This is a genomic window from Pseudoduganella sp. GW821-FHT05F09 (assembly GCF_059419605.1).
This window is the reverse complement of record NZ_JBWKSD010000008.1, coordinates 323244-348218: the sequence shown is the minus strand read 5'-3', so window position 1 is coordinate 348218 and position 24975 is coordinate 323244. Positions and strand designations below refer to the sequence as shown.

20 protein-coding genes are annotated in these 24975 nt (G+C 65.6%); 7 read left to right on the top strand and 13 right to left on the bottom strand.

The genetic code is table 11. The features are described from left to right. Positions 1–116 precede the first annotated feature (116 nt). From AC07S4_RS24980 to AC07S4_RS24960, 5 genes are all read left to right on the top strand, one after another. Positions 117–806 carry a response regulator transcription factor gene (locus AC07S4_RS24980; RefSeq protein WP_494989178.1) on the top strand — a complete coding sequence of 230 codons (690 nt, stop codon included), beginning with the start codon at positions 117–119 and terminating at the stop codon, positions 804–806. Continuing rightward, positions 793–2046 carry a sensor histidine kinase gene (locus AC07S4_RS24975; protein ID WP_494989177.1) on the top strand — a complete coding sequence of 418 codons (1254 nt, stop codon included), beginning with the start codon at positions 793–795 and terminating at the stop codon, positions 2044–2046. Before AC07S4_RS24980 ends, AC07S4_RS24975 begins: the two co-directional genes overlap by 14 nt. A 94-nt stretch (positions 2047–2140) precedes the next feature. Next, on the top strand, positions 2141–3778 hold the full coding sequence (locus tag AC07S4_RS24970; RefSeq protein WP_494989176.1) for a phosphoethanolamine transferase: 1638 nt from the start codon (positions 2141–2143) through the stop codon (positions 3776–3778). After that, complete coding sequence (locus AC07S4_RS24965) at positions 3771–4532, top strand: phosphatase PAP2 family protein (protein ID WP_494989175.1); 762 nt, start codon at positions 3771–3773, stop codon at positions 4530–4532. The genes AC07S4_RS24970 and AC07S4_RS24965 overlap by 8 nt, the downstream gene beginning before the upstream one ends. A 96-nt stretch (positions 4533–4628) precedes the next feature. Next, the gene (locus tag AC07S4_RS24960; RefSeq protein WP_494989174.1) at positions 4629–5567 is read left to right on the top strand and encodes an exopolyphosphatase; all 939 of its coding nucleotides are present in this window, start codon (positions 4629–4631) and stop codon (positions 5565–5567) included. A 40-nt stretch (positions 5568–5607) separates the two neighbouring features. Here the strand turns inward: AC07S4_RS24960 and AC07S4_RS24955 are convergent, their stop codons facing one another. Beyond that, complete coding sequence (locus AC07S4_RS24955; protein ID WP_494989173.1) at positions 5608–6867, bottom strand: nitronate monooxygenase; 1260 nt, start codon at positions 6865–6867, stop codon at positions 5608–5610. Between the two features lie 94 nt (positions 6868–6961). Further along, entirely contained in the window at positions 6962–7447 is a 486-nt protein-coding gene (locus AC07S4_RS24950; protein WP_025595779.1) for a YajQ family cyclic di-GMP-binding protein, read from the bottom strand. Positions 7448–7598: 151 nt separating this feature from the next. Here AC07S4_RS24950 and murB point away from each other — a divergent pair, with 151 nt between their 5' ends. Continuing rightward, a complete protein-coding gene (gene murB, locus AC07S4_RS24945; RefSeq protein ID WP_494989172.1) occupies positions 7599–8627 on the top strand; it encodes a UDP-N-acetylmuramate dehydrogenase in 1029 nt (342 codons plus the stop codon). Here murB and AC07S4_RS24940 read toward each other — a convergent pair. From AC07S4_RS24940 to argF, 11 genes are all read right to left on the bottom strand, one after another. Beyond that, entirely contained in the window at positions 8624–9652 is a 1029-nt protein-coding gene (locus AC07S4_RS24940) for a diguanylate cyclase (protein ID WP_494989171.1), read from the bottom strand. The genes murB and AC07S4_RS24940 overlap by 4 nt on opposite strands. A 17-nt stretch (positions 9653–9669) precedes the next feature. Further along, the gene (gene cheB, locus AC07S4_RS24935; RefSeq protein ID WP_494989170.1) at positions 9670–10692 is read right to left on the bottom strand and encodes a chemotaxis-specific protein-glutamate methyltransferase CheB; all 1023 of its coding nucleotides are present in this window, start codon (positions 10690–10692) and stop codon (positions 9670–9672) included. Further along, entirely contained in the window at positions 10689–12995 is a 2307-nt protein-coding gene (locus AC07S4_RS24930; RefSeq protein ID WP_494989169.1) for a hybrid sensor histidine kinase/response regulator, read from the bottom strand. Before AC07S4_RS24930 ends, cheB begins: the two co-directional genes overlap by 4 nt. Then, positions 12992–13678: a chemotaxis protein CheW gene (locus AC07S4_RS24925; RefSeq protein WP_494989168.1), complete on the bottom strand. Its 687-nt coding sequence runs from the start codon at positions 13676–13678 to the stop codon at positions 12992–12994. Before AC07S4_RS24925 ends, AC07S4_RS24930 begins: the two co-directional genes overlap by 4 nt. Beyond that, a complete protein-coding gene (locus AC07S4_RS24920) occupies positions 13675–15009 on the bottom strand; it encodes a CheR family methyltransferase (RefSeq protein ID WP_494989167.1) in 1335 nt (444 codons plus the stop codon). The genes AC07S4_RS24925 and AC07S4_RS24920 overlap by 4 nt, the downstream gene beginning before the upstream one ends. Next, positions 15006–15470 carry a chemotaxis protein CheW gene (locus AC07S4_RS24915; protein ID WP_494989166.1) on the bottom strand — a complete coding sequence of 155 codons (465 nt, stop codon included), beginning with the start codon at positions 15468–15470 and terminating at the stop codon, positions 15006–15008. The genes AC07S4_RS24920 and AC07S4_RS24915 overlap by 4 nt, the downstream gene beginning before the upstream one ends. A 10-nt stretch (positions 15471–15480) precedes the next feature. Further along, positions 15481–17301: a methyl-accepting chemotaxis protein gene (locus AC07S4_RS24910; RefSeq protein ID WP_494989165.1), complete on the bottom strand. Its 1821-nt coding sequence runs from the start codon at positions 17299–17301 to the stop codon at positions 15481–15483. A 79-nt stretch (positions 17302–17380) separates the two neighbouring features. Then, positions 17381–19213, bottom strand: coding sequence for a methyl-accepting chemotaxis protein (locus AC07S4_RS24905; protein WP_494989164.1), 1833 nt, complete (start codon positions 19211–19213; stop codon positions 17381–17383). A gap of 47 nt (positions 19214–19260) precedes the next feature. Next, the gene (locus tag AC07S4_RS24900; RefSeq protein ID WP_494989163.1) at positions 19261–21072 is read right to left on the bottom strand and encodes a methyl-accepting chemotaxis protein; all 1812 of its coding nucleotides are present in this window, start codon (positions 21070–21072) and stop codon (positions 19261–19263) included. 96 nt (positions 21073–21168) lie between these two features. Continuing rightward, positions 21169–22401, bottom strand: a complete 1233-nt coding sequence (locus AC07S4_RS24895) for an argininosuccinate synthase (RefSeq protein WP_494989162.1) — start codon at positions 22399–22401, stop codon at positions 21169–21171. A gap of 43 nt (positions 22402–22444) precedes the next feature. Beyond that, positions 22445–23371, bottom strand: coding sequence for an ornithine carbamoyltransferase (gene argF, locus AC07S4_RS24890; protein WP_161074867.1), 927 nt, complete (start codon positions 23369–23371; stop codon positions 22445–22447). 263 nt (positions 23372–23634) lie between these two features. On the opposite strand from argF, the gene AC07S4_RS24885 reads away from it, so the two are divergent. Then, a complete protein-coding gene (locus AC07S4_RS24885) occupies positions 23635–24960 on the top strand; it encodes a DUF4214 domain-containing protein (protein WP_494989161.1) in 1326 nt (441 codons plus the stop codon). Positions 24961–24975 lie beyond the last annotated feature (15 nt).

The window sequence follows — 24975 nt, the reverse complement described above, 5'->3', positions numbered from 1 at the left end:
CGCCGATGATAGTGCTGCAACCAGTGTGAAAGTAGGTTATCGTCAGGCTAGTTATATAGAAAAACCCCGTCAGGTGACCCTGGCGGGGTTTTTCGCATTTGGAAGTAAAATACGGCATGCGCCTGCTCATCATTGAAGACAATCCCGACATTGTCGCCAACCTGTACGAATTCTTCGAGCCCAAAGGCTATGTGCTGGACTCCGCCGTCAACGGCTATGCAGGGCTGGGCCTGGCGTCGCAGAACCGCTACGACGCGGTGGTGCTGGACGTGATGCTGCCCGGCCTGAACGGCGTGGAGCTGTGCCAGAAGCTGCGCGGTGAACTGAACGACTCCACGCCGGTGCTGATGCTGACCGCACGCGACACCCTGGCGGACAAGGTGGTCGGCTTCGACGCCGGCGCCGACGATTACCTGGTCAAGCCCTTCTCCCTGGTGGAGCTGGACGTGCGCCTGAAAGCCCTGGTGCGGCGCGCCAAGGGCAGCCATGCGGCGGCGCCCGTGCTGCGCGTGGGCGACCTGACTTTCGATACCAGCACCTATACCGCCACGCGCGCCGGCCGCCCGCTGGTGCTGACCAAGACCGGCTATGTGCTGCTGCGCTGCCTGATGCGCGAAGCGCCGCGCCTGGTGCCGCGCGAGACGCTGGAGCAGGAAGTCTGGGGCGAGGACAGGCCCGACAGCGACGCGCTGCGCACCCACTTGCACGCGCTGCGCCAGGCGCTGGACAAACCCTACCCCTTCGCCATGCTGCGCACCGTGCCCGGCATAGGCTACAAACTGGTGAGCCACGATGAAACCGTTTAACTCCCTGCGGCGCCGTATCGTCATTGCCTACACCACCTACGCCTTCGGCTTTGTGCTGTTTTTTGCACTGATCGCCGCGTTCGCGGTGGAGGGCATCGAGGAGCACCTGGTCGACAACCGCCTGCGCCAGGTGGCGGCCTGGGCCGCGCCGCGCGCGGCAGGCATGCTGCCGGTGGAAATGCCCGCCGGACTGAGCTTCCACCGCGGCGCGGATATTCCCACTTCGCTGCGCGGCCTGCCGCCCGGGGTGCAGGAAAAAACCGTGGATGGCGTGGGCCTGCATATCCTGGCCGGGCACGACGCCCTGGGCGAGTACGTGGCGGTCGATCATGAAAGCGACTACGAAAAAGTGGAGCTGGCGGTGTATTCCCTGTTTGCCATCGGCTTCCTGGGTTTCCTGCTGTTTTCCTATTTCCTGGGCGGTTATGTGGCGCGCCGCCTGGTCACGCCTATCATGGATATGGCGGAGGCGGTCAGTTCCGATCAGCCCAATGTATCGCTGGAAGGGCGCAGGGACGAGCTGGGCATACTGGCGCGCGCTTACGCCGCCCATACCGCCCAGCTGCGCGATGTGCTGGAGCGCGAGCGCTTCTTCACCGGCGACGTCAGCCACGAATTGCGCAGTCCGCTCACCGTCATCATGGGCGCTGCGGAAGTGCTGATGGCGCAAGGCGAGGGCAGCGCGGGCTACGCGGCGGCGGCGCGCATTTACCGTGCGGCGCAGGAAGCCGCCGAATGCGTAACGGTGCTGCTGCTGCTGGCGCGCGCGCCGCAGCTGGATGCGCAGGCGCAGGTCGATGTCGGCCAGGTGGCGCGCGGCGAGACCGAGCGCCACCTGCACCTGGTGGCGGCAAAGCCGGTGCAGCTCGCGTTTGAAGGCGGCGAGGACTTTACGGTGCGCGCGCCGCGCGAGCTGTGCATGAGCGCGATAGGCAACCTGGTGCGCAACGCCTGCCAGTACACCGACAGCGGCACGGTGACGGTGCGCATGGGGCGCAACAGCGTCAGCGTGGAAGACACGGGACCGGGTTTGCCCGCCGCCGTGCGCGCCGCGCTTGGAGGGCAGGCGCACGGCGCGGCGGTCGACGCGGGCGCGGGCAGCGGTTCGTCCGGCACAGGCCTGGGACTGGCCCTGGTGCGCCGCATTTGCAGCTATCTGGGCGCCAGCCTGGCGCTCGAGGACCGGCCCGGCGGCGGCAGCATCTTCGTCATCCGCTTTACGCCGGCAGCCTCGATTTAGCGCGATTTCACAATTTCCTAACGCGCGGTTGACGCGGCCTTGACCGGCCGCTGGCTATAGTGGCGTACGCTTTGCCTATCTGCCTGGAAACCGAGTGACCGTTAAATTTGCCCCGCGCCTGAGTGCGCCCTTGTTCACGCTGGCCGCATCCTTTTTCCTGGTGGCCGCCTATAACTACAGTTTCTGGCAACGCTTCCTGCTAGCCACAGGCGGCTTCAGCGTCGCCAATCTGCCCTTGCTGGGGGCCACCTTCCTGCTGCTGGTGCTTCTATTCAATGCCTGCCTGAGCCTGGTCAATTTCCGCTTTGTCATCAAGCCCGTGGTCATCGTGCTGCTGCTGGCCACGTCGGCCGCGACCTACTTCATGAACCAGTACGGCACGCAGATCGACAAGGCCATGATCCAGAACGTGGTGGAAACCGATGTGCGCGAAGCCGGCGAACTGTTCAGCCTGAAGATGCTGCTGACCATAGGCCTGCTGGGCGTGCTGCCCGCCGTGCTGGTGGCGCGCACCAGGCTGACCTTCGCGCCGCGCGGACGCCACCTGCTCACCAGCGCCGGCATCGTGACCGGCTCGCTGCTGCTGGTGGCCGGCATCCTGATGCTGTTCTTCAAGACCTATGCGCCGGCCATACGCGAGCACCGCGAACTGCGCTTCCTGCTCACGCCGACCAATTATATCCAGGCCACCAACGGTTACCTGAGGCAGAAATGGGCCAAGCCACAAGTGGTGGCGCCGCTGGGACGCGACGCGGCCAAGGGCGTGACCTGGGCCGGCCAGGCGCGCCGCACCGTCACCGTGCTGGTGGTGGGCGAGACTGCGCGCGCCATGAATTTCTCGCTCAACCAATATGGCCGCAATACCAATCCGCTGCTGTCGCAGCAGGCTGGCCTGATCAATTTCAGCAATGTGTCCTCCTGCGGCACGGCCACCGCCGTTTCCGTGCCCTGCGTGTTCTCCGCGCTGGGCCGCGAGAATTATTCCGATACCAAGGCCCAGGGCCAGGAAGGCCTGCTCGACGTGCTCAAGCACGCCGGCTTCGACGTGCTGTGGCGCGACAATAACTCCGGCTGCAAGGGCACTTGCGCGCGCGTGGAGTACGAGGACTGGTCGGAACCGGTGGCGGGCGACCCGCTGTGCAACAGCGAAGAGTGCTACGACGAGAAGCTGCTCGAGCGCCTGCCCGAACTGATACGCAAGCCGGGCAAGGACCTGGTCATTGTGCTGCACCAGAAGGGCAGCCACGGCCCGGCCTATGCCAAGCGCTATCCGGCCAACTTCGGCAAGTTCGGCCCGGTGTGCAATACCAATGAGCTGGAAAAATGCACCCAGGAGCAGATTACCGCCGCCTACGACAACACCATCCTGTACACCGATTACTTCCTGGACAAGCTCATCAAGCTGCTGCAGCAGAGCAACGCGGTGGACGGCGTGGACACCGGCATGGTGTATTTCTCCGACCACGGCGAATCGCTGGGCGAGAAGAATATGTACCTGCACGGCGCGCCCTACATTATTTCGCCGCCTGAGCAGCGCCGCATTCCGATGATGATGTGGTTCTCGGACGCCTATGCGGAGCGCTTCAAGATCGACCGCCGCTGCCTGGCCGCCCGCGCCAGCCAGCCGTTCTCGCACGACAATGTGTTCCACTCCGTGCTGGGCATGCTGGACGTGAGCACGGCCGTCTACAATCCCGCGTTCGACATGTTCAACGCCTGCACCCATGGATAACAACCTGGTCAGCTGGTCCGTACTGCGGCGCGCGGCCTGGCTGCTGGCCGGGTCGGCGCTGTTGATATTGCTGATCGGCATGGGCAATATCGACCTGCTGCTGGCCGACCTGATGTTCGACTTCCACGTGCATGAATTCCCCTGGCAGCACGTCTGGCTGACCGAGGCGTTCGGCCATGGCACGCTGAAAACCATGCTGACCGTGCTGGGCGCGCTGCCGATTGCGGCCTGCGTCTGGGATCTGTGGCGCGCCGCGCGCCGCCGCCGCGCGCTGCCGGACTGGTGGCGCCTGCGGATGCGGCTGATGTCGCTGTGCGTGATCCTGATCCCGCTGGTCACTTCGCTGTTGAAACGCGCCAGCCGCTCGCATTGCCCGTGGGACCTGGAACGCTATGGCGGCTACCAGCCGTATTACCGCCTGCTCGAGCATATGCCGGGCTGGGTGGAGGCGGGCCACTGCCTGCCGGGCGGGCATGCGTCCAGCGCCCTGTGGCTGGTGGGACTGGCCGTGTTCTGGCTGCCTCACAATCCGCGCAAAGCGGCCGACGTGGCGTTGTCCGCGCTGGCCTTCGGCGCTGCCGTGGGCTGGATGCAACAGATGCGCGGCGCCCACTTCCTCACCCATACGCTGTGGTCGGTGTGGATCGCATGCGCGGTGCTGGCCGCCTTGCTGGCCGCGAACAAAGCCCTGCGCGCGGCACGGCGCGGCGCAGCCGAGACAGAAAATACCGCCTCCGGCCAGGCCCCCGCATAAGTACTGGGCAAGCCGGGGAGTTGAGTTGTATTATTCATCATTGCATCTTTTCCCATAGGATGCGCTGGTGAATGTCACTCTACGAAAAGGTATCCCATGTCAGCTGAAGCAAAAAAATTTCGCCTCGTAACCCGCAGCGACTTTGACGGCCTGGTGTGCGCTGTGCTCTTGAAACACCTGGACATGATCGACGATATCCTGTTTGTCCACCCCAAGGACATGCAAGACGGCAAGATTGCGATCAGTGACAAGGACATCACGACCAATCTGCCCTATGTGGCCGGGGCGCATCTGGCCTTCGACCACCATCTGTCCGAAACCATCCGCAATACCGGCGAACGCAGCAACCACATCATCCATCCGGAGGCGCCGTCGGCTGCGCGCGTGGTGTACGACTACTACGGCGGCCTGAAAGCCTTCCCGGCGTCGTGGGAGGGCATGATGGCGGCGGTGGACAAGGGCGATTCGGCCCAGTTCAACCGCGAGGAAGTGCTCAATCCGGAAGGCTGGGACCTGCTCAATTTCCTGATGGATGCGCGCACCGGCCTGGGCCGCTTCCGCGAGTTCCGCATCTCGAACTACAACCTGATGATGGACCTGATCGACTACTGCAAAAACCATACGATCGAACAGATCATGGAATTGCCGGACGTGAAGGAACGCAAGGAGCTGTACTTCGAGCACAGCGAGAAGTGCAAGGACCAGATCAAGCGCTGCTCCACCATCCATAAAAACCTGGTGGTGCTGGACCTGCGCAATGAGGAAACCATTTACGCGGGCAACCGCTTCATCATCTACGCCATGTATCCGGAGACCAATATCTCCATCCATGTGCTGTGGGGCCTGAAGAACCAGAACACCGTGTTTGCCACCGGCAAGTCGATCCTGAACCGCACGTCCAAGACCAATATCGGCGCGCTGATGCTGGAATACGGCGGCGGCGGGCATGAGAACGCCGGCACCTGCCAGGTGGACAATGAACGTTCGGAAGACGTGCTGGGTGCGCTGATCGCGCGCATTACGCACGAGGGCTGAGTGCCCCGGATGTGAAAAAGGCGCCTGGGGCGCCTTTTTTTTATGCTTCTTTTTCCGGCAGGGCGACTTCGTTGCCCGTGCTGAACTGGTAGTCCTTGAAGACGTGCTCGGCGGTGAGCAGCTGGTAAGTGCCGTCTTCCTTCTTGTGCGTGGTGTCCTTCAGGCGGTAGGTGTAGTGGCCGCAGGTCCAGCAGTTGAAGTTGCGCATGTGGGTGCACAAGCAGGTCTTGTCCATCACCGAAATGCCCTTGTCGCTGCCGCCGTTGGCGGTGACTTCGCGGTTGTAGGCATTGATGTAGGAGCAGTTGCCGGTGGCGTCCAGCAGGTAGCCGTAGGACTCGCAGCCCGGACGGATGCCGGCGCCGATGGCGGGCGTGTTCTTCAGCATGCGCATCGGGTAGCCGGTCGGCGACACGCCGTTGACGATGATGTCTTCCTCGCTGGCCTTGTAGTATTCCTGCTTGACCTTGTCCGGCAGGCCGCATTCCTTGGTCACCGTGAAGCGCGTGGCCACCTGCACGCCGGCCGCGCCCGCTTCCAGGAAGGACACGGCGTCGCCGCCGGTGAACACGCCGCCCGCCGCGATGACGGGAATGGCCAGGTTCTCGCCCTTCAGGTATGCCAGCACCTCGGCCACGATGGTGTGCAGGTCATAGTTTTTCCAGTCTTCCATGCCGAAGCCCAGGTGGCCGCCGGCCAGCGGGCCTTCCACGATCACGTAGTCCGGGGCGCGGTCCAGCTTGGCGTTCTTGCGCAGGAAGATCTGCAGCGCGCGCACCGAGGACACGATGATGCCCAGCTTGGCTTCACGGAAGCGCGGGTTGTCCGCCATCAGCGCGAAGGAGCCGAAGTGCAGGCCGGCCGACAGGGTGATGCCGTCGATGCCCGCGTCCAGCGCCGCGTTCAGGCGGGTGCGCAGGGTTTCCTTGGGGCCGTTCATGGTCAGCTTTTCCATGCAGTTCACGAAGATCAGGCCGGGGCCTTGCTTCGCCGCCATGGTGGCGCCGATGTGGCGGCGCTGCGCGTCGGCCAGGCGTTCGAGGTCGAACTGCACCACGGCCTTGTCCATATTGAAGATGTTGTACTTGTAGAGCTTGGTCTTGTCCTTGACGAAGGTGGTGTCGAACTTGCGGTCCGACACGTCTTCCACCATGGCGTCCGAAATATGGCCGATGCCGCCCAGGCGCGCCGCCTCCAGCGCCAGCTCGGACGTGGAAATGTCCACCCCCATGCCGCCTATCATGATGGGTACGTATTCCTTGTCGCCGAAGCGCAGGCGGAAGTCGTCTACTCGTTTCATCTGCAGTCCTTAACTACGTGGCGCCGCCGGGCCGGAACGGCCCGCGGCAGGGTGCGGCATGCGCACCGGGTCGGGATGTGGTGGCTGGGGTCGCTTAGTCGCGGAAGTTGTTGAATTCCAGCGGGGTGTCTTTGACTTCCTTGCGCAGCATGGCCATGGCGGCTTGCAGGTCGTCGCGCTTGGCGCCGGTCACGCGCACGGATTCGCCCTGGATGCTGGCCTGCACCTTCATCTTGCTGTCCTTGATGATGCGGGTGATTTTCTTGGCCGCTTCGGTTTCCAGGCCGTTCTTGATCTTGATGACCTGCTTGACCTTGTCGCCGCCGATTTTCTCGATCTTGCCTTCGTCCAGGAAGCGCACATCCACGTTGCGCTTGCCCAGCTTGTTGATCAGCACGTCCTTGACCTGGGTCAGCTGGAAGTCCGAATCGGCGTAGGCGGTCAGTTCGGCTTCTTTTTGTTCGACATTGGCGCTGCTGCCCTTGAAGTCGAAACGGGTGGTGATTTCTTTCTTTGCCTGATCGACGGCGTTGCGCACTTCGATCATATCGGCTTCGGAGACTACATCAAACGACGGCATGTTACTTTCCTTTAGTTAGTGCGGTGGGCGCGTGCTGCAGCGCCGCGTAAAAAGATGTGCCATTTTAACGGACAACGGACCGAACGCTCGGTCGTTTTTGACGCGATTTTCCCACTTTCACACTATAATCCCCCAAAATACTTACACGCCTATGCACTCGAACCCAGCCCTCAGCCACGACTACTCCCTCCGTTCGCTTAACACTTTCGGCATAGACGCCAAGGCGGCGAACTATTTGCGGGTGGCGTCGGCGGAACAGCTGCAGGCCGCGCTGGCCGATCCGGCGCTGGCCGCGCTGCCGCGTCTGGTGCTCGGCGGCGGCAGCAATCTGCTGCTGACGGGCGATTTTTCCGGCCTGGTGCTGCATATCGCCATCCAGGGCCGCAAGGTGCTGGAGGGCACGGCCACGCACCACCACGTGCGCGCGGCGGCCGGCGAGAACTGGCACCAGTTCGTGCAGTGGACCTTGTCGCACGGGCTGGACGGGCTGGAAAACCTGTCGCTGATCCCCGGCACCGTGGGCGCGGCGCCCATCCAGAACATAGGCGCTTACGGCGCCGAGACCAAGGACTTTTTCCATAGCCTGACCGCATACGATCCGGCCAGCAGCGCACTGCTGGAAATGAGCGCGGCCGACTGCCGCTTCGGCTACCGCGACAGCGTGTTCAAGCAGGAAGCGCAGCGCGGCCTCATTATCGTGGACGTGACGTTCGCGCTGCCGCGCGCCTGGCAGCCCAATCTGCGCTACGCCGAGCTGGCGCAGGCGCTGGAGGAGCAGGGCGTGGATGCGCCCAGCGCGCAGCAGGTGGCCGATGCGGTCATCGCCGTGCGGCGGCGCAAGCTGCCGGACCCGGCCGATATCGGCAATGCGGGCAGTTTTTTCAAGAATCCGGTGGTCAGCGGCGCGCAGTGCGAACGGCTGCTGGCGCAGTTTCCGGCGCTGGTGCACCACCGCCAGGCCGACGGCAGCGAGAAGCTGGCGGCCGGCTGGCTGATCGACCAGTGCGGCTGGAAAGGCCGCAGTCTGGGCGCGGCGGGCGTGTATGAGAAGCAGGCGCTGGTGCTGGTGAACCGGGGCGGCGCCAGCGGCGCCGACGTGCAGCGCCTGGCGCAGGCGATACAGGCGGACGTGGAGACGCGCTTCGGCGTGCGCCTGGAGCCGGAGCCGGTGTTCGTCTAAGCCTTGGCGGCTAAGGCGGACACGACGCGGTTGCGGCCGGCCTTCTTGGCCGCGTACAGCGCGCGGTCGGCGCTTTCTATCAGCTGTTCGATGCTGGAGTGCGGCGACGGCACCACGCTGGCCACGCCGATCGACATGGTCACCACGCCGAACGGCGCCGCTTGCGGACTCTCGATGGCCAGCTTTTCCAGGTGCTGCACGCAGGAATTGGCCAGCTTGAGCGCGCCTTCCAGCATGGTGTCGGGCAGCACGATGGCGAACTCCTCGCCGCCGTAGCGCGCGGCCAGGTCGGCCGGGCGCTTCAAGTGCTCGGTCAGCACGGCGGCCGTCTTCTTCAGGCACAGGTCGCCGCTCAGGTGGCCGAAGCTGTCGTTGTAGATCTTGAAGAAATCCACGTCGCACAGCAGCAGCGACAGCGGCTGGCGCTCGCGCTGGCCGCGCTGCCATTCCACCGCCATGTACTCGTCGAAGCGGCGCCGGTTGGCGATGCCAGTCAGGCCGTCCAGCGCGGCCAGCTTTTGCAGCTCGATATTGGCGTCGGCCAGGTTCTTCTGGCTCTCGCGCAGGAAGCGGAAGGCCTGGTCGCGCTGCAGGCGGCTGATGTGCGCGGCCGAGTGGTAGCGCACGCGCGCCAGCAGCTCCAGCTTGTCCGGCAGCTTGACCATGTAGTCGTTGGCGCCCACGGCAAAGCTGTGCGCTTTCAGTTTGGGGTCGTCCTTGGCCGACAGCACGATCACCGGCACGTTGCGCACCAGTTCGTCCTCGCGGTAGGACTGGATCAGCGCGAAGCCGTCCACCGACGGCATCACCAGGTCCTGCAGGATCACGGTGGGCTGCAGCTGGCCGGCGGTCTGCTGCGCCAGCGTGGCGTCGGTCACGTAGTGGAACTCGATGTCCTGCTGGTCGCTCAGCATGCGGCGCACCGCTTCCACGATGATCAGCTGGTCATCCACCAGCAGCACGCGCACCTTGAAGATGGTGAGGGCCGGTTCCAGTTCGGCTGGAACGGAAAAGCTTTCGGACATTGATGCTCTCTAGGTTGCTAGCCCCGGCTGCCGGTGGTGCTGCGCAGCATGGGGCCGATTTTATCTAACGGCAGTATCAGCTGCGCCGCGTCCAGCTCGGCCGCCGCGCGCGGCATGCCGTACACCGCGCTGCTGGCCTGGTCCTGCGCGATGGTGGTGTGGCCCGCGCGGCGCATTTCCAGCAGGCCCTCGGCGCCGTCGCGGCCCATGCCGGTCAACAGCACACCCACCGCTTCGCCGCGCCAATGCTGCGCCACGCAGCGGAAAAACACGTCCACCGAAGGCCGGTAGGCATAGTCCTTCGGTGTGGCATCGTAACCCAAGCGGTAGTCTTTATCCAGTACCAGATGGTCGTTGCTCTTGGCGATAAGGACGGTGCCGGGCGCCAGTTCGTCGCCGTGCTCGATGGCGCGCACCGGCATCTGCAGCTGCTCGCCCAGCCACTTGGCGAAGTGCTCGGCGAAGTTTTCGTCGATGTGCTGCACCACCACGATGGCGCAGCCGGGCGGCGGCAGCCAGCCGGCCAGGATCTTGGACACCGCCAGCGGCCCGCCGGTGGACGCGCCTATGGCCACCAGTTTGGTGGTTTTCGCTTCCCGGCGTTCGGGCGCGGCCGCGCTGCGCGGCAGCATGGCCTGGCTGCCGCCGCTGTGGCGTATCAGCTTGTCCATGGTCTTGATCTTGGCCAGCAGCTCCACCGCGCCGTCGGCCTTCCCCTGCAGCATGGGGGTGGCGGTCACATCGAGCGCGCCGGCGCCCAGCGCGCGGAATACCTGGTTGACGTTGTCCTGCGGGCGCCCGGTCACCACCAGGATGGCGCAGGGGCTTTGCTCCATGATCTGGCGGGTGGCCTCCACGCCGTCCAGTTCCGGCATGTTCAGGTCCATCAGCACCAGGTCGGGCCGGTTTTCGGCGCACATGCGCACCGCCTCGCTGCCGGTGCGGGCTATCCACAGTACCTGGTGCTCGCTGGTGCTGGCCACCACGCGGCGCAGCGCTTCGGCCGCCATGGCGACGTCGTTGGCTATGGCGATTTTCATTTGTGCGCATCCCCTATCAGGTCGGCCACCGCGTCCAGCAGGGTCTCGTCGTGGAAGCTGCCCTTGGTCAGATAGTAGTCCGCTCCGGCGGCCATGCCGCGCGCCCGGTCTTCCGGACGGTCTTTGTAGGAGACGATCATGACGGGCAGCTTGTGCAGGTGCAGGTCTTTCTTGATCAGGTTGACCAGTTCTATGCCGTCCATGCGCGGCATGTCGACGTCGGTGATGACCAGGTCGTATTCGCCGCTGCGCACCACGTTCCAGCCGTCGATGCCGTCGATGGCGATGTCGACGTCGAAGCCGCGCCCGACCAGCAGCTTGCGCTCCATTTCGCGCACCGTGAGCGAGTCGTCCACCACCAGGATGCGCTTCATGCGGCGTTTCTCGCCGCCGGCGCCGCGCGCCAGCTGGTGCAGGCCGCCCTCGTGCAGCAGCTTGTCGATCGACAGCAGCAGGTCGGGCACGTCCAGTATCAGCACCGGTTCGCCGTCGTCGAGCAGGGCGGCGGCGGAGATGTCGCGCATTTTGCCGAAGATGGGGTCGATGGCTTGCACCGCCAGGCTTTGCTCGCCGCGTATCGCGTCCACCACCATGGCGTAGCGGCGCGCGCCGCTGCCGATCAGCACCACGGGCAGTTCGGCGGCGGTGGCGCTGCTGTCGCCCAGCTCCAGCACCTGCGCCGCCGACACCAGCCCCAGGTGCTCGCCGCCGTGCTCGAAGAACTGCTTGTTTTCCAGCGTGTGGATATCGGCCTGCGCCACCTTGATCACGCGCTCGACCTTGACGATGGGGACGGCGTAGGCCTCGCCCTTGATGTCGACCACCAGCGCGCGCACGATCGATTGCGTCAGCGGCAGCGTGATATAGCTGCGGAAGCCCACGCCCTGTTCGGACTCCAGCCGCACGGTGCCGTTCTGCTGGCGCATCACGTCGTGCACGATGTCCAGGCCCACGCCGCGCCCGGAAATCTCGGTGGTGTTTTCCTTCAGGCTGAACGCGGGCAGGAACAGGAATTCGAGCAGCTCGGCCTGAGACATGGCGGCCGCCATGGCGGCGCTGGCCATCTTGCGCTCGACCACGGTGCGGCGGATTTTTTCCAGGTCCACGCCGCGCCCGTCGTCGCTGATCTCGATGCTGAGCATGCCGGCCCGGTGGCGCGCTTCCAGCACGATGGAGCCGCAGGCCGGTTTGCCCAGCGCCACGCGCTCGGCGGGCGGCTCCATGCCGTGGTCGATGGCGTTGCGCAGCATGTGGTTGAGCGGGCTTTCGATCTTGGCCAGGATGTCACGGTCGACCAGCGTGTCTTCGCCGTCGATGCGCAGCTGGACGTCCTTGCCCAGGCTGCGCGCCAGGTCGCGCACCATGCGCGGGAAGTGCTGCACGCCGTCGCGGAAGGGACGCATGCGCAGCGCCAGCACTTCGTCCACCATGTTTTGCGACACCGTGAGCAGGCGGCGTTCCCAGTTTTCGAAGTCGGTGATCTGCTCCAGCACGAATTGCTTGAGCGGCTGGGCCTTTTGCAGCGCCAGCAGGGATTTCTCCTTCAGGCCGGCGTCGGCGCTGCCGGACACCGCTTCGTGCAGCTGCTCGATCACCGTGAACAGGCTGGCCTGGTTGCGCTTGAAGCGCTGCATGGCCTGCAGGAAGGGATGCATCTGGTGCGCGTTGATGCGCGATTCGCTGGCCAGCGACAGCAGGCGGTCGAAGTTCTGCGCGGTCTTCATCGGCGCCATGCCGCGCGCGCCGGGGACGGGTGCGGCTTCCTCCGGCTCGGCCAGCAGGGCGGCGACGTCGGCCGGCGTCGGGATGGCGGGCGCGGGGGCGGCGGCAGGCTGGGACGGCGGCGGCGGGGGAGGCGGCGGGCTGTAGCTCTCCAGCGGCTCGGGCAGGAAGGCGATGGAGGCGATGCTGTCCATGGTCTGCCGGATCTGCGTTCCGTTGGCGGCCAGCCACGGCGCCACGCCGTTGTCGTCCAGGCGCGAGACCTGCAATATCAGGTCCACGCCGGCCAGCAGCACGTCCACGCGGTTGGGCGTGAGTTTCAGCTTGCCGTTCTGGGCGGCGACGAAGGCGTCCTCCATGCCGTGCGCCAGCTGCACCACCACGTCCAGGCCCACGATGGCGGCCGCGCCCTTGATCGAGTGCGCCGCGCGCATCATCGCTTCCACCGCGCCGGCGTCGCCGCCGTGGCGCTCCATGGCCAGCAGGCCGTCGGTCAGGATCACGGTCTGCGCGTCCGCCTCCATGCGGAACAGCTCCTGCATGGAGAACTGGCTCAGGTCGCCGTTATGGTCTTGGCTCATCGCAGTGTCCTCGCCAGCTGGTAGCCGAGCAGGCCGGCGTCAAGGCAGCCGATCTGCATGCCGTCGTGGCTGACCACGCCGGTCAGGTAGCGCGACAGGCCTTTGTTGATGGTGGCGGCGGGCGTTTGCACGCTGGCCGCCGCGTAGCGCAGCAGGCCATGCAGGTCCGCCACGGGCAGCGCGTAGGGCTGGCCTTCCCACTGCACCAGCAGCAGGCGGGCGAAGGTGTGGCGGCCGGTGCGCACTTCGGTTTCCGCTTCGTCGATGTCGAGCAACGCGCCGAGCGCAATGCAGGGATAGAGCTTGCCGCCCACATTGACCACGCCGGCCAGGCCGCGCGCATTGCGGTGGGGCAGGCGGTGCGGCTTGGCCTGCGGCGCCACCGACAGGAAGGCGGAGGTGGGCAGCGACAGCCATTCGCGGCCGATGCGGAACACCAGGCAGGAGTTGTCGAGCTGCGCGCTGTCGTCCGCCGGCTTGCGGAAATGGGCGGCCCATTCTTCCTTGTAGGCGGCGTCCACGGGGCGCTGCAGATTGCGCTGGGCGGCGCCGGCGTAGACGTCGCAGTTGCGGCAGTGGACGAATTGCTGCAGTTTTTCGCAGCTATGGTCGCCGGAGACGCCGATGCGGTTCCAGCAGTCGTGGATGCCCTGGATGGTTGGTGCGGCGGTGGTGGTGGTCATGGTTCAGCTCTCGCGGTGCCGGCGTTTTGCTGGCGCTGGTAGATGCGGGCCGCGCGCGCCTTGAGCGTGGCGGCGCCGCTGCTATTGCCGGACTGCTCGGCCAGCAGGGCCAGGTGGCATAAGGCTTCGTAATGGTCGGGCCGCAGGTAGATGCAGCGGCGCCAGTGTTCTTCCGCTTGCGCGGCCTGCCCGGCGTGCTCGCTCAGCATGCCGAGGATGAAGTAGGCTTCGGCGGTTTCGGGCGCGCGCGCCAGCACTGCGCGGCAGGCTGCGGCGGCGTCCTTGTTCTCGCCGCGGTCGGCCAGCTTGCGCGCCTGCGCCAGCAGGTCCGCGGCGGATGGGGCTGTGGCCTTGAACGCTGCGCCGGCCTGGTCGCGTCCCGCTGTGGGCACGGGCGCTGCGGCGCGCGCGGCTGCGGACGTTGCAACAAGTGCCGCGGTGCGGTTGGCCTTGCGCCGTTCGGCCTCGAAAGCCGGCCGCGCGGCGGGCGGCGGCAGGCGCAGGTCCATGGGCGAGCGCGGCGGCGCAAGGCCGGTCTTGGGCGCGGCCGTGGGCGCGGGCTGGTTATCCTTTTTCAGGCCGAAGGCTTGCCGGTGCTGCAGCGGCGTGAAGCCGTGCTGCGTGAACGACGGCACTTCAGCGTAGCCCGCGAACAGGATGCCGTCGTCCGCCAGCAGCGCGGACAGGCGTTCAATGGCGGCCTTGGTGGTCGGCTTGTCGAAGTAGATCAGCAGGTTGCGGCAGAAGATGATGTCGTAGCGGCGCCCGCCCGGATCGAGCTCCAGCAGGTTGCCCTGGCTGAAGCGCACCTGCGCGCGTATGGCTTCGGCTATCAGGTATTCATCCTTGCCAAGGCTGGTGAAGAAGCGGTCGCGGAAGGCCAGGTCCTGCGCGCGGAAGGCGTTGCGGCCATACACACCGCTGCGCGCGCGCGCCACGCAGCCGGGGCTCAGGTCATAGGCCTCGATGCTGAAGGCGCTGCGCGGCACGCCCGCGTCGCACAAGGCCATGGCCATGGAGTAGGGCTCCTCGCCGCCTGCGCAGGGGACGGACAGGATGCGCACCGGGCGCAGCGACGCACCCTGGCGCGCCATCCGCTCCTGCACGAACTCCACCGCCACATGGAAGGCCTGCGCATCGCGGAACAGCCACGACTCGGGCACCACCACCAGCTCAACCAGCTCGGTCAGCTCGGCCGGACACAGCTTGGCCAGGTACTCTTCGCGGTTGACTTCCCCGGTCAGCGCCATGCGCTCGCGGATGGCGCGGTCGGCCGCCGTCTTGGAGACGGTCAGGCCGGTCACCCGGCGCAGCATGGCCTGGGCGCTCATGGCGCGGCGTCCCCTGCCTGGGCCTGGAACAGCGTTGCGCGCAGGTCGGCCGGCAGCAAGCGGGCCAGCTCCACCAGCTGCACCATGCCGTCGCCGTCGCCCGCCACCTGGCCCAGGAAGGGCGCGGCCTGCACGCCGCTGCCGGCCAGCGCGCGTTCGTCCACCTCCTGCACGCCCAGCACCCGTTCGGCCAGCAGGCCAAGCGCATGCACGCCGCCTTCGGGGCTGACGTAGTCCACCACCACGATGCGGGTGTCGACGTGTTCAGCGCTGGCGGCGCCGCCGCCCAGGCGGGCCAGGTCGATCACCGGCACGGCGAGGCCGTGCAGATTCATCAGCCCGGCCACGGCCTGCGGCGCCAGCGGCAGGCGCTTGAGCTCCATCAGCGGCAGCACGCGCTGCACCGCGCCCAGGCGCAGCCCGTAGCGGTCCTGGCCGATGTGGAATACCAGCAGTTTCATCGCGTCCGCCTCAGACCGCGACGGCGAAGGTGGCCACGCTGGCCTGCAGGTCGCCGGCCGCGTACTGCAGCTGGTGCACCGCTTCGCTGGTGGCCCTGAGCGATTCGACGGTCTGCTGGGTGGCGTCGTTCAGCTGCATCATGGTCTCGGTGATCTGCTGCGCGCCCACGGCCTGCGACTGCATGCCCTGCAGCACGGCGTCGAACTGCGGCGCCAGCTTCTGCACCTGGTCCATCACGCCGGACAGCTGGTCCGTCACCTGGCGCACCTCGCCCACGCTGCGGCGCACCTCCTCGGAGAATTTGTCCATGCCCATCACGCTGGCCGACACCGCCGACTGCATCTCCTTGAGCATCTGCTCGATGTCCCAGGTCGAGACCGAGGTCTGGTCGGCCAGGCGGCGGATCTCGGTGGCCACCACCGAGAAGCCGCGCCCCGCCTCGCCGGCCTTCTCGGCTTCGATGGCCGCGTTCAGCGACAGGATGTTGGTCTGGTCGGCCACCTTGGTGATGGTGGTGAGCACGCTGTTGATGTTGCTGGCCTTCTCGGACAGGGCGGCCAGCTTGGCGCTGATGGAGTCGGTGGCGGAGACCATGTGCTGCATGGTCTCGTCCATGCGTTTCAGGTTGTCCTGCGCCTCGGCGGTGGCGCTGGTGGTGTAGTCCGCCACGGCGGTGGCGCCTTCCATGGTCTTGAGCAGCTGCGACGTGTTGGCCGAGATTTCCTTGGTGGTGCTGAGTACCTCCACGCTGGTCTGGGCCTGTTCCACGCCGGTGGCTTCCTGCTGCTTGGCCGAGGCGGCGATTTCGGTGGCCGAGGTGGTGACCTGGATGCCGGCCTTCTGGATGTTGTTGAGCAGGACGCGCAGATTGTCGAACATCTTCGACAGGCCGTGGCCCAGCTGGCCGATGGCGTCCGTCCCGCCCACCGTCACCTGGGCGGTCAGGTCGCCCGAGGCGGCCTTGCTCACCACTTCCAGCAGCGAGTCCACCTGGGCTTTGAGCAGATTGGTGTCGGCCAGTTCCCTGGCCTGGTTATCCTGGATGGCCTGCGCCATGCGGTTGAATTCCGTGCTGACCTGGCCCAGTTCGTCGCCGGAGATGACGGCCGCGCGCGCCGACTGTTCGCCGGCGGCGATGCGGCCGACCGCCTGGGTCAGGCTGTTGAGCGGCGAGAGCAGGGCGTTTGACAGCATCCAGGCGATCGCCACGCCCAGCGCGATACAGGCCGCGCCGCCGGCCGACAGCACCAGCACCATGGAGCGCTGCAGGTCGGCGGAGTTTTGCGTGCGCGCCGCCAGCAGGCGGTTTTCCTCGGCCGACGCCGCGTCCAGTTCCTTGTGCACGGCGCTGATTACCGGGCTGCCTTGCTTGAGCTGCGACTGCGGGGCGCGGCCAATGGCGTCCGCCGCGCCGGGCGCGTCGCCCAATTCCTGGCGGCGCGCGAGCTGTACTTCCACCACGTCCTTGACCCAGGTGTCGATCAGCGCGCGCACGCGTTTCAGGCGCTCGGCCTGGGCCGGATTGTCGGCGGTGAGCGCCTGCAGTTTTTGCATGGCGACCGGCATGTCGGCCAGCTCCCCTTTGACGCGCTCGAGCCGCGCCGCGTCGCCGGTCAGGTAGTAGCCGCGTGTTTCATTCTGCGCTTCCAGGATGTCGTTGCTGACGGCGTCGATGGCCAGCAGCACTTCCATCGTGTGCCTGTCCCAGCCATTGGCCTCGGACAGGCGCGAAAAATTGTTGTATGCCACCAGGAGCAGCGCCATGATGATCGCCAGTATGGCGGCAAAGCCGAAATACAGTTTCTTCTTGATACTCAGGTCTTTGAGCATGTCTGTTCCATGGTTCGGTAGCAATGTGTCATTCTGCCATGCCGGGCTTGCGGATGGCGGGGAAACTGTGGCTAAGCGGTCACGCCGCTAGCGCTGGCCGGGCTGCGACGTCGAAGCGGCTGACGCTCGCTTGCAGATCGCCAGCCGCGTATTGCAGCTGCAGCACCGCCTCGCTGGTCGAGCGCAGCGAGGCCACGCTTTGCTGGGTGGCGTCGTTCAGCTGCATCATGGTCTCGCTGATCTGCTGCGCGCCCACGGCCTGCGACTGCATGCCTTGCAGCACGGCGTCGAACTGCGGCGCCAGTTTCCGCACCTGGTCCATCACGCCGGACAGCTGGTCCGTCACCTGGCGCACCTCGCCCACGCTGCGGCGCACCTCCTCGGAGAATTTGTCCATGCCCATCACGCTGGCCGACACCGCCGACTGCATCTCCTTGAGCATCTGCTCGATGTCCCAGGTCGATACCGAGGTCTGGTCCGCCAGGCGGCGGATCTCGGTGGCCACCACCGAGAAGCCGCGTCCCGCCTCGCCGGCCTTCTCGGCTTCGATGGCCGCGTTCAGCGACAGGATGTTGGTCTGGTCGGCCACCTTGGTGATGGTGGTGAGCACGCTGTTGATGTTGCTGGCCTTCTCGGACAGGGCGGCCAGCTTGGCGCTGATGGAGTCGGTGGCCGAGACCATGTGCTGCATGGTCTGGTCCATGCGTTTCAGGTTGTCCTGCGCTTCGGCGGTGGCGCTGGTGGTGTAGTCCGCCACGGCGGTGGCGTTTTCCATGGCTTGCAGCAGCTGCGTGGTGTTGGCCGAGATTTCCCTGGTGGTGCTGAGCACCTCCACGCTGGTCTGGGCCTGTTCCACGCCGGTGGCTTCCTGCTGGCGCGAAGCAGCCGCGATTTCGGTGGCGGAGGTGGTGACCATGATGCCGGCTTTCTGCACATTGCCCAGCAGGGCGCGCAGGTCGCCCAGCATGGCTTCCAGACCGTGGCCCAGGCGGCCGATGGCGTCGTCGCCGCCGACGGTGGTGTGGACGGTGAGGTCGCCGGCGGCGGCTTTGTTCACCACTTCCAGCAGCGAGTCCACCTTGGATTTGAGCAGGCGCGTGTCCGCCAGCTCGCGCGCCGTGTTGTCTTCGATGGCCTGCGCCATGCGGTTGAATTCCAGCGTGACCTGGCCCAGTTCATCGCCGGAGACCACCTCCGCGCGCGCCGACTGCTCGCCCGCCGCGATGCGGCCCACCGCCTGCGACAGGGCGTTCACCGGCGCCATCAGCGTGCGGGTGAGCTGCCAGCCCACCGCCGCCGCCAGCGCCACGCATAGCGCGCCGCCGCCGGCCAGCAGCAGCGCCAGCGTGTTTTGCAGCGATTCGGTTTGCGCTGCGCGTTCGGTCTTCAGGCGCTGCTCCTCGGCGGTGGCGGCGGCGATCAGTTCACGGATGGCCGCCACCGTGGCGCGGCTGTTGCCGACTTCCGGCTGTTTGGCGGTGGCGTCCGCGCTGCCCAGTTCGCGCCGCTTGGCCACCAGCGGCTCGATGGCGGTGGCGATCCATTGCCGCACCAGCCGGTCCAGCTGCTGCATGCGCTGCTGCTGGTCCGGGTTGTTGCGCGTGAGCGCCGTCACGTCGGCGATGTGTTCGTGGATGCCCGCCATGCCGGTTTGCGGCAGCGTGTAGCTGGTGTCGCTGCCGTTCAGCAGGAAGCCGCGCGCCTGGATCTGGATGGTCTGGATGGCCTGCGTGACCTGGTCTATCTTCAGCAGCACTTCCATGGTGTGGTTGTCCAGATCACTGGCCTGCGACAAGCGCGCGAGATTGTAATAAGCGCCGCCGAGCAGCAGCAGGATGATGGCGATGATCGCGCTCAGGCCAAGCTGCAGCTTGCGCTTGATACTGGTCTTGGAAATGCTGGTCGTGTTCAATCTGGTCTTCCGCAGTAGGGGCTGCGGAATTATAGGCTATCCTCTTGCTAGAGATTGACGGCGAACGAAGAGACGCTGCTTTGCAGCCCGTCGGCCGCGTATTGCAGCTGCTGCACCGCCTCGCTGGTGCTGCGCAGCGATTCCACGCTTTGCTGGGTGGCGTCGTTCAGCTGCATCATGGTCTCGCTGATCTGCTGCGCGCCCACGGCCTGCGACTGCATCCCTTGCAGCACGGCGTCGAACTGCGGCGCCAGCTTCCGCACCTGGTCCATCACGCCGGACAGCTGGTCCGTCACCTGGCGCACCTCGCCCACGCTGCGGCGCACCTCCTCGGAGAATTTGTCCATGCCCATTACGCTGGCCGACACCGCCGACTGCATCTCCTTGAGCATCTGCTCGATGTCCCAGGTCGACACCGAGGTCTGGTCCGCCAGGCGGCGGATCTCGGTGGCCACCACCGAGAAGCCGCGCCCCGCCTCGCCGGCCTTCTCTGCTTCGATGGCGGCGTTCAGCGACAGGATGTTGGTCTGGTCGGCCACCTTGGTGATGGTGGTGAGCACGCTGTTGATGTTGCTGGCCTTCTCGGACAGGGCGGCCAGCTTGGCGCTGATGGAGTCGGTGGCGGAGACCATGTGCTGCATGGTCTCGTCCATGCGTTTCAGGTTGTCCTGCGCCTCTGCGGTGGCGCTGGTGGTGTAGTCCGCCACGGCGGTGGCGCCCTCCATGGTCTTGAGCAGCTGCGACGTGTTGGCCGAGATTTCCTTGGTGGTGCTGAGCACCTCCACGCTGGTCTGCGCCTGTTCCACGCCGGTGGCTTCCTGCTGCTTGGCCGAGGCGGCGATTTCGGTGGCCGAGGTGGTGACCTGGATGCCGGCCTTCTGCACGTTGTTGAGCAGCGTGCGCAGGTTGTCGAACATGGTGGCCAGGCCGTGCGCCAGCTGGCCGATGGCGTCGCCGCCGGTCACGCTGACCTTGCCGGTGAGGTCGCCCGAGGCGGCTTTGCTCACCACTTCCAGCAGCGAGTCCACCTTGGCTTTGAGCAGATTGGTGTCGGCCAGCTCCCTGGCCTGGCTGTCCTGGATGGCCTGCGCCATGCGGTTGAACTCCGTGCCGACCTGGCCCAGTTCATCGTTCGAGACCACGGCCACGCGGGCCGACTGCTCGCCGGATGCGATGCGGCCTGTGGTCTGCATCAGCAGGTTCAGGGGCGTGAGCAGGGCGCGCAGCAGCAGCCAGGCGACGGCGATGGCCAGCAGCACCACCAGCGCGCCGCCGCCGCCCATCAGCCAGGTCTGCGCCTGCTGAAGATCGCGCGCCTCGGACGAGCGCTGCGCCAGCAGGCGGTTTTCCTCGGCGCTCAGGTCGGCCAGCAGCTTGCGCACGTCGGCGATGATCTTGGCGCCATTGAGCACGTCCGCCGCCGTCGCCACCTGCTGCGACACGCCGGCCTGCTTGTTCAATTCCCGCCGCTTGTCGAGCAGGGGATGGATGATGTTCTGCACCCAGTCCTCGGCCATGGGGCCGAGCTTCTTCACGCGCTCCTGCTGCTGCGGATTGTCGCTGGTCAGCGCCAGGGCGCGCGCCACGTGGCGGCGCATGGATTCTTCTTCTTTGGGGATGATCTGCACCAGGCTCTCGTTCCCGGTCAGCATGAAGCCGCGCGTGGAATTCTGGATCTGCAGCACGGAGTTGGCGATCTGGTCGGCCTCCAGCAGCACTTCCAGCGTGTGGCGGTCCCACGCGTTGGCTTCCGATAGCTGTTGGAACTGGCGGTAGGACAGGCCCAGTAGTATCAACAGCACCGCGACGATGGCGGCCAGGCCGCCGGCCAGTTTGGTTTTAATGCGCAAGTCGTTCATGTGTTTTCTCCGCTGCCGATATGGCAATGTAGCATTGCCGCCGGAGAAAGCACAACGGGCCGCACAAGGCGGCCCGCTGACTGTGGCTTTACGGTATTACTGGCCGCGCTTCAGGCGGGCGTTGGCGGCGATGCGCATGCGCAGCGCGTTCAGCTTGATGAAGCCGCCGGCGTCGGCCTGGTTGTAGGCGCCGCCGTCTTCGTCGAAGGTCGCGATGTTCATGTCGAACAGCGAATCGGTCTTCGAGTCGCGCGACACGACGATCACATTGCCCTTGTACAGCTTGACGCGTACCCAGCCGTTCACGGTGGCCTGGGTGTGGTCGATCAGGGTCTGGATCGCGACGCGCTCTGGCGCCCACCAGTAGCCGTTGTAGATCATCGACGCGTAGCGCGGCATCAGGTCGTCCTTCAGGTGGGCCACTTCGCGGTCCAGCGTGATGGATTCGATGGCGCGGTGCGCCTTGAGCATGATGGTGCCGCCCGGGGTTTCGTAGCAGCCGCGCGACTTCATGCCGACGTAGCGGTTTTCCACCAGGTCCAGGCGGCCGATGCCGTGCTTGCCGCCCAGGCGGTTCAGTTCCGTCAGCACGGTGGCCGGCGACATGCGCACGCCGTTCAGGGCCACGATGTCGCCCTTTTCGTATTCGATGTCCAGGTACTCGGCCTGGTCGGGAGCCGCTTCCGGGCTCACGCTCCAGCGCCACATCGATTCCTCGGCTTCGGCGCTTGGATTTTCCAGGTGGCGGCCTTCGAAGGAGATGTGCAGCAGGTTGGCGTCCATCGAGTACGGCGCGCCGCCGTTCTTGTGCTTCATGTCGATGGCGATGCCGGCGTCTTCCGCGTACTTCAGCAGTTTTTCACGCGACAGCAGGTCCCACTCGCGCCATGGCGCGATCACTTTGACGCCTGGCTTCAGCGCATAGGCGCCCAGCTCGAAGCGCACCTGGTCGTTGCCCTTGCCGGTGGCGCCGTGCGAGATGGCGTCGGCGCCGGTCTCGTTGGCGATCTCGATCAGGCGCTTGGCGATCAGCGGACGCGCGATCGACGTGCCCAGCAGGTATTCGCCTTCGTACACGGTGTTGGCGCGGAACATAGGGAACACGAAGTCGCGCACGAATTCTTCGCGCACGTCGTCGATGTAGATGTTCTCAGGCTTGATGCCGAACTTCAGCGCCTTGGCGCGTGCCGGTTCCAGTTCCTCGCCCTGGCCCAGGTCGGCCGTGAAGGTGACGATTTCGCACTGGTAGTTATCCTGCAGCCACTTCAGGATCACGGAGGTGTCCAGGCCGCCCGAGTAGGCGAGGACTACTTTTTTGATGTCGCTCATGGTCGTTCCATTCTTGGTCAAAATTAGAATTCGTTGTTGCCGCTTACTTGCCGTCCAGGCGGCCCAGCAGCAGGTACTCGATCAGCGCCTTCTGGATATGCAGGCGGTTCTCGGCTTCGTCCCACACTACCGATTGCGGGCCGTCGATCACGTCGGCCGACACTTCTTCGCCGCGGTGCGCCGGCAGGCAGTGCATGAACAGCGCGTCCGGCTTGGCGCGCGCCATCTTGGCCGAGTCGACGATCCAGCCGTCGAAGGCCTTCAGGCGGGCCGCGTTCTCGTCCTCGTAGCCCATGCTGGTCCACACGTCGGTGTTGACCAGGTCCGCGCCTTCGCAGGCGTCGGACGGGTTGGCGAAGAAGGTGTAGCGGTCGGTGGACACCAGCGACATGTCCATGTCGTAGCCCTTGGGCGTGGACACGTTGACGTGGAAGCCGAATACCTCGGCCGCCTGCAGCCAGGAGTACAGCATATTGTTGGCGTCGCCGACCCAGGCCACGGTCTTGCCGGCGATGGAGCCGCGGTGCTCGTAGTAGGTGAAGATGTCGGCGAACACCTGGCAGGGGTGGTGCTCGTTGGTCAGGCCGTTAATCACCGGCACGCGCGAATGGGCGGCGAAACGCTCGATGATGTCCTGGCCGAAGGTGCGCACCATCAGCACGTCGCACATGCGCGACATGACCTGGCCGGCGTCTTCCACCGGCTCGCCGCGGCCCAGCTGGGAGTCGCGCGTGTTCAGGTAGATGGCGGCGCCGCCCAGCTGGTGCATGCCGGCCTCGAAGGAGAGGCGGGTGCGGGTCGAGTTCTTGTCGAACACCATCACCAGCGTGCGGTCGACCAGCGGGTGGTAGATCTCGTAGTTCTTGAATTTGCGCTTGATGACGTGGGCGCGTTCGATCACGTATTCGTATTCATCCAACGACAAGTCGGAAAACTGCAGGTAGTGCCGAATCGGTTTTTGGGTAGACATAGTGACAACGATTTGTTGGGCTGGCAGGGGCGGGGGTGCCGGAAACGCCAGCTTAGCAAAACATTATACGGCTAAATTCGGGCTATAGCGATGTGGCTGGCTTAACTGGCCGGCTGCGGGCCGGATGGCGGCTGCCGGGGCGCGATACACAAGCGGTGCCGGCGGCGTTTGGCCTGCAATGTGACTCTGGTCACAATGATTGGCTATCCAATCTGCTAACTTTTGTCTTATTGCAATGAAAACAATTTCCCTAAAGGATTTATATGGGCCAGTACGCCGTCGAACTGCAAAAGCTGTACGTTGCCTATTTCAGCCGTCCCGCCGATCCGGTTGGGCTGCAGTACTGGGAGATCAATCTGGAGAGCGGCGCAATGACACTGGATTCGGTGGCCAAGGCGTTTGGCGGCTCCAAGGAGTACCAGACCGGATTTGCCGGCCTGACCATCGCGCAGCGCATCGAAATTATTTACGAGAACCTGTTCGGCCGCTCCGCCGATGCGCCGGGTTTGCTGTACTGGAGCACGCTGGTGGCCAATGGCGCCATATCGCTGGACGTGGCTGCCCGGCAGATTGTCCAGGGCGCGCAGGGCAGCGATCTGGTTGCCTTCAACAGCAAGGTTGCCGCCGCCGGGGCGTTCGTGGGCGCCCTGATGCATACGGAGGGCGGTATCGCTTCTTACAACGGCATCGTTGCCAATTACGCCGGCGAGAATTTCCTGGCTGGCATCAACGGGGCTGAAACGCTGGCTGCTGCGATTGCGCCGGCCGCGCTGGAGGCGACGATGCGCCAAGTGGCCAACGTCGGCCCGGTAGTGCCGACCTCGCGCGTTGCACAAGCCGCCGCCGCCGCCGCCAATGCCGACGCGGCCGCCAAGCTGGCCGCCGTTGCGCTTGCCGAAGGTGCTGTGGCCAGCACCGCTGCCGCAGTCAAAGCCGCAGCCGACAAGGCTGCAATGACGTCCGCCCCGGATACGCTGGCCGCCTACAACACCGCAGTGACAGCCGCCGCGACCGCAGCGGCCGGCCAGGCGCATGCCGACAAAGTGCTGGCCGTGTCGGTGGCGGATTACCAGGCGGCCCTGGCAGGCGTCGATGCGTCGGCGACAGCGCTTGCCCTGGCGCGTATTTTTGCCGCAACGGACGGCGTTGCCGCTGCCGCGCTGGCAGTGGCAAGCAGCGCCGCCGCAGTGAGTGCCGCTGACGCAGCGCACAGTCTGGCCGTCAGCGACGACGCCGCTGTGCCCATTGCGGCCGGCCTGGCCAGTGCAGCCGCCGCCGCTGCGGCCAGTGCGTCGCTTGCGGCTGTCAAGGCCGCCACCAAAGCCGTTGCCGCCGCCAAGATCTTTACCGAAACCGCCAAGCACACGACGCAGGCAAGCGACGATGAGGCCGCTGCCGTTTTCACGGCCGAAGCCGCCGCCCTGAGCAAGGCGGCAAGCGGCGCAACGGCGGAGGTTCCGAATGCCAGTGTTGACGGGGCCTTGATGGCGCACGGCGGGGCCGGCCATGAAGGCTACGGAGGAGCCGGGCTGCTGATCAAACTTACCGGTTTGAATGAGATGGACGGCCACGCATACAGCATATTTTAGGTGGCCTGAATTTCG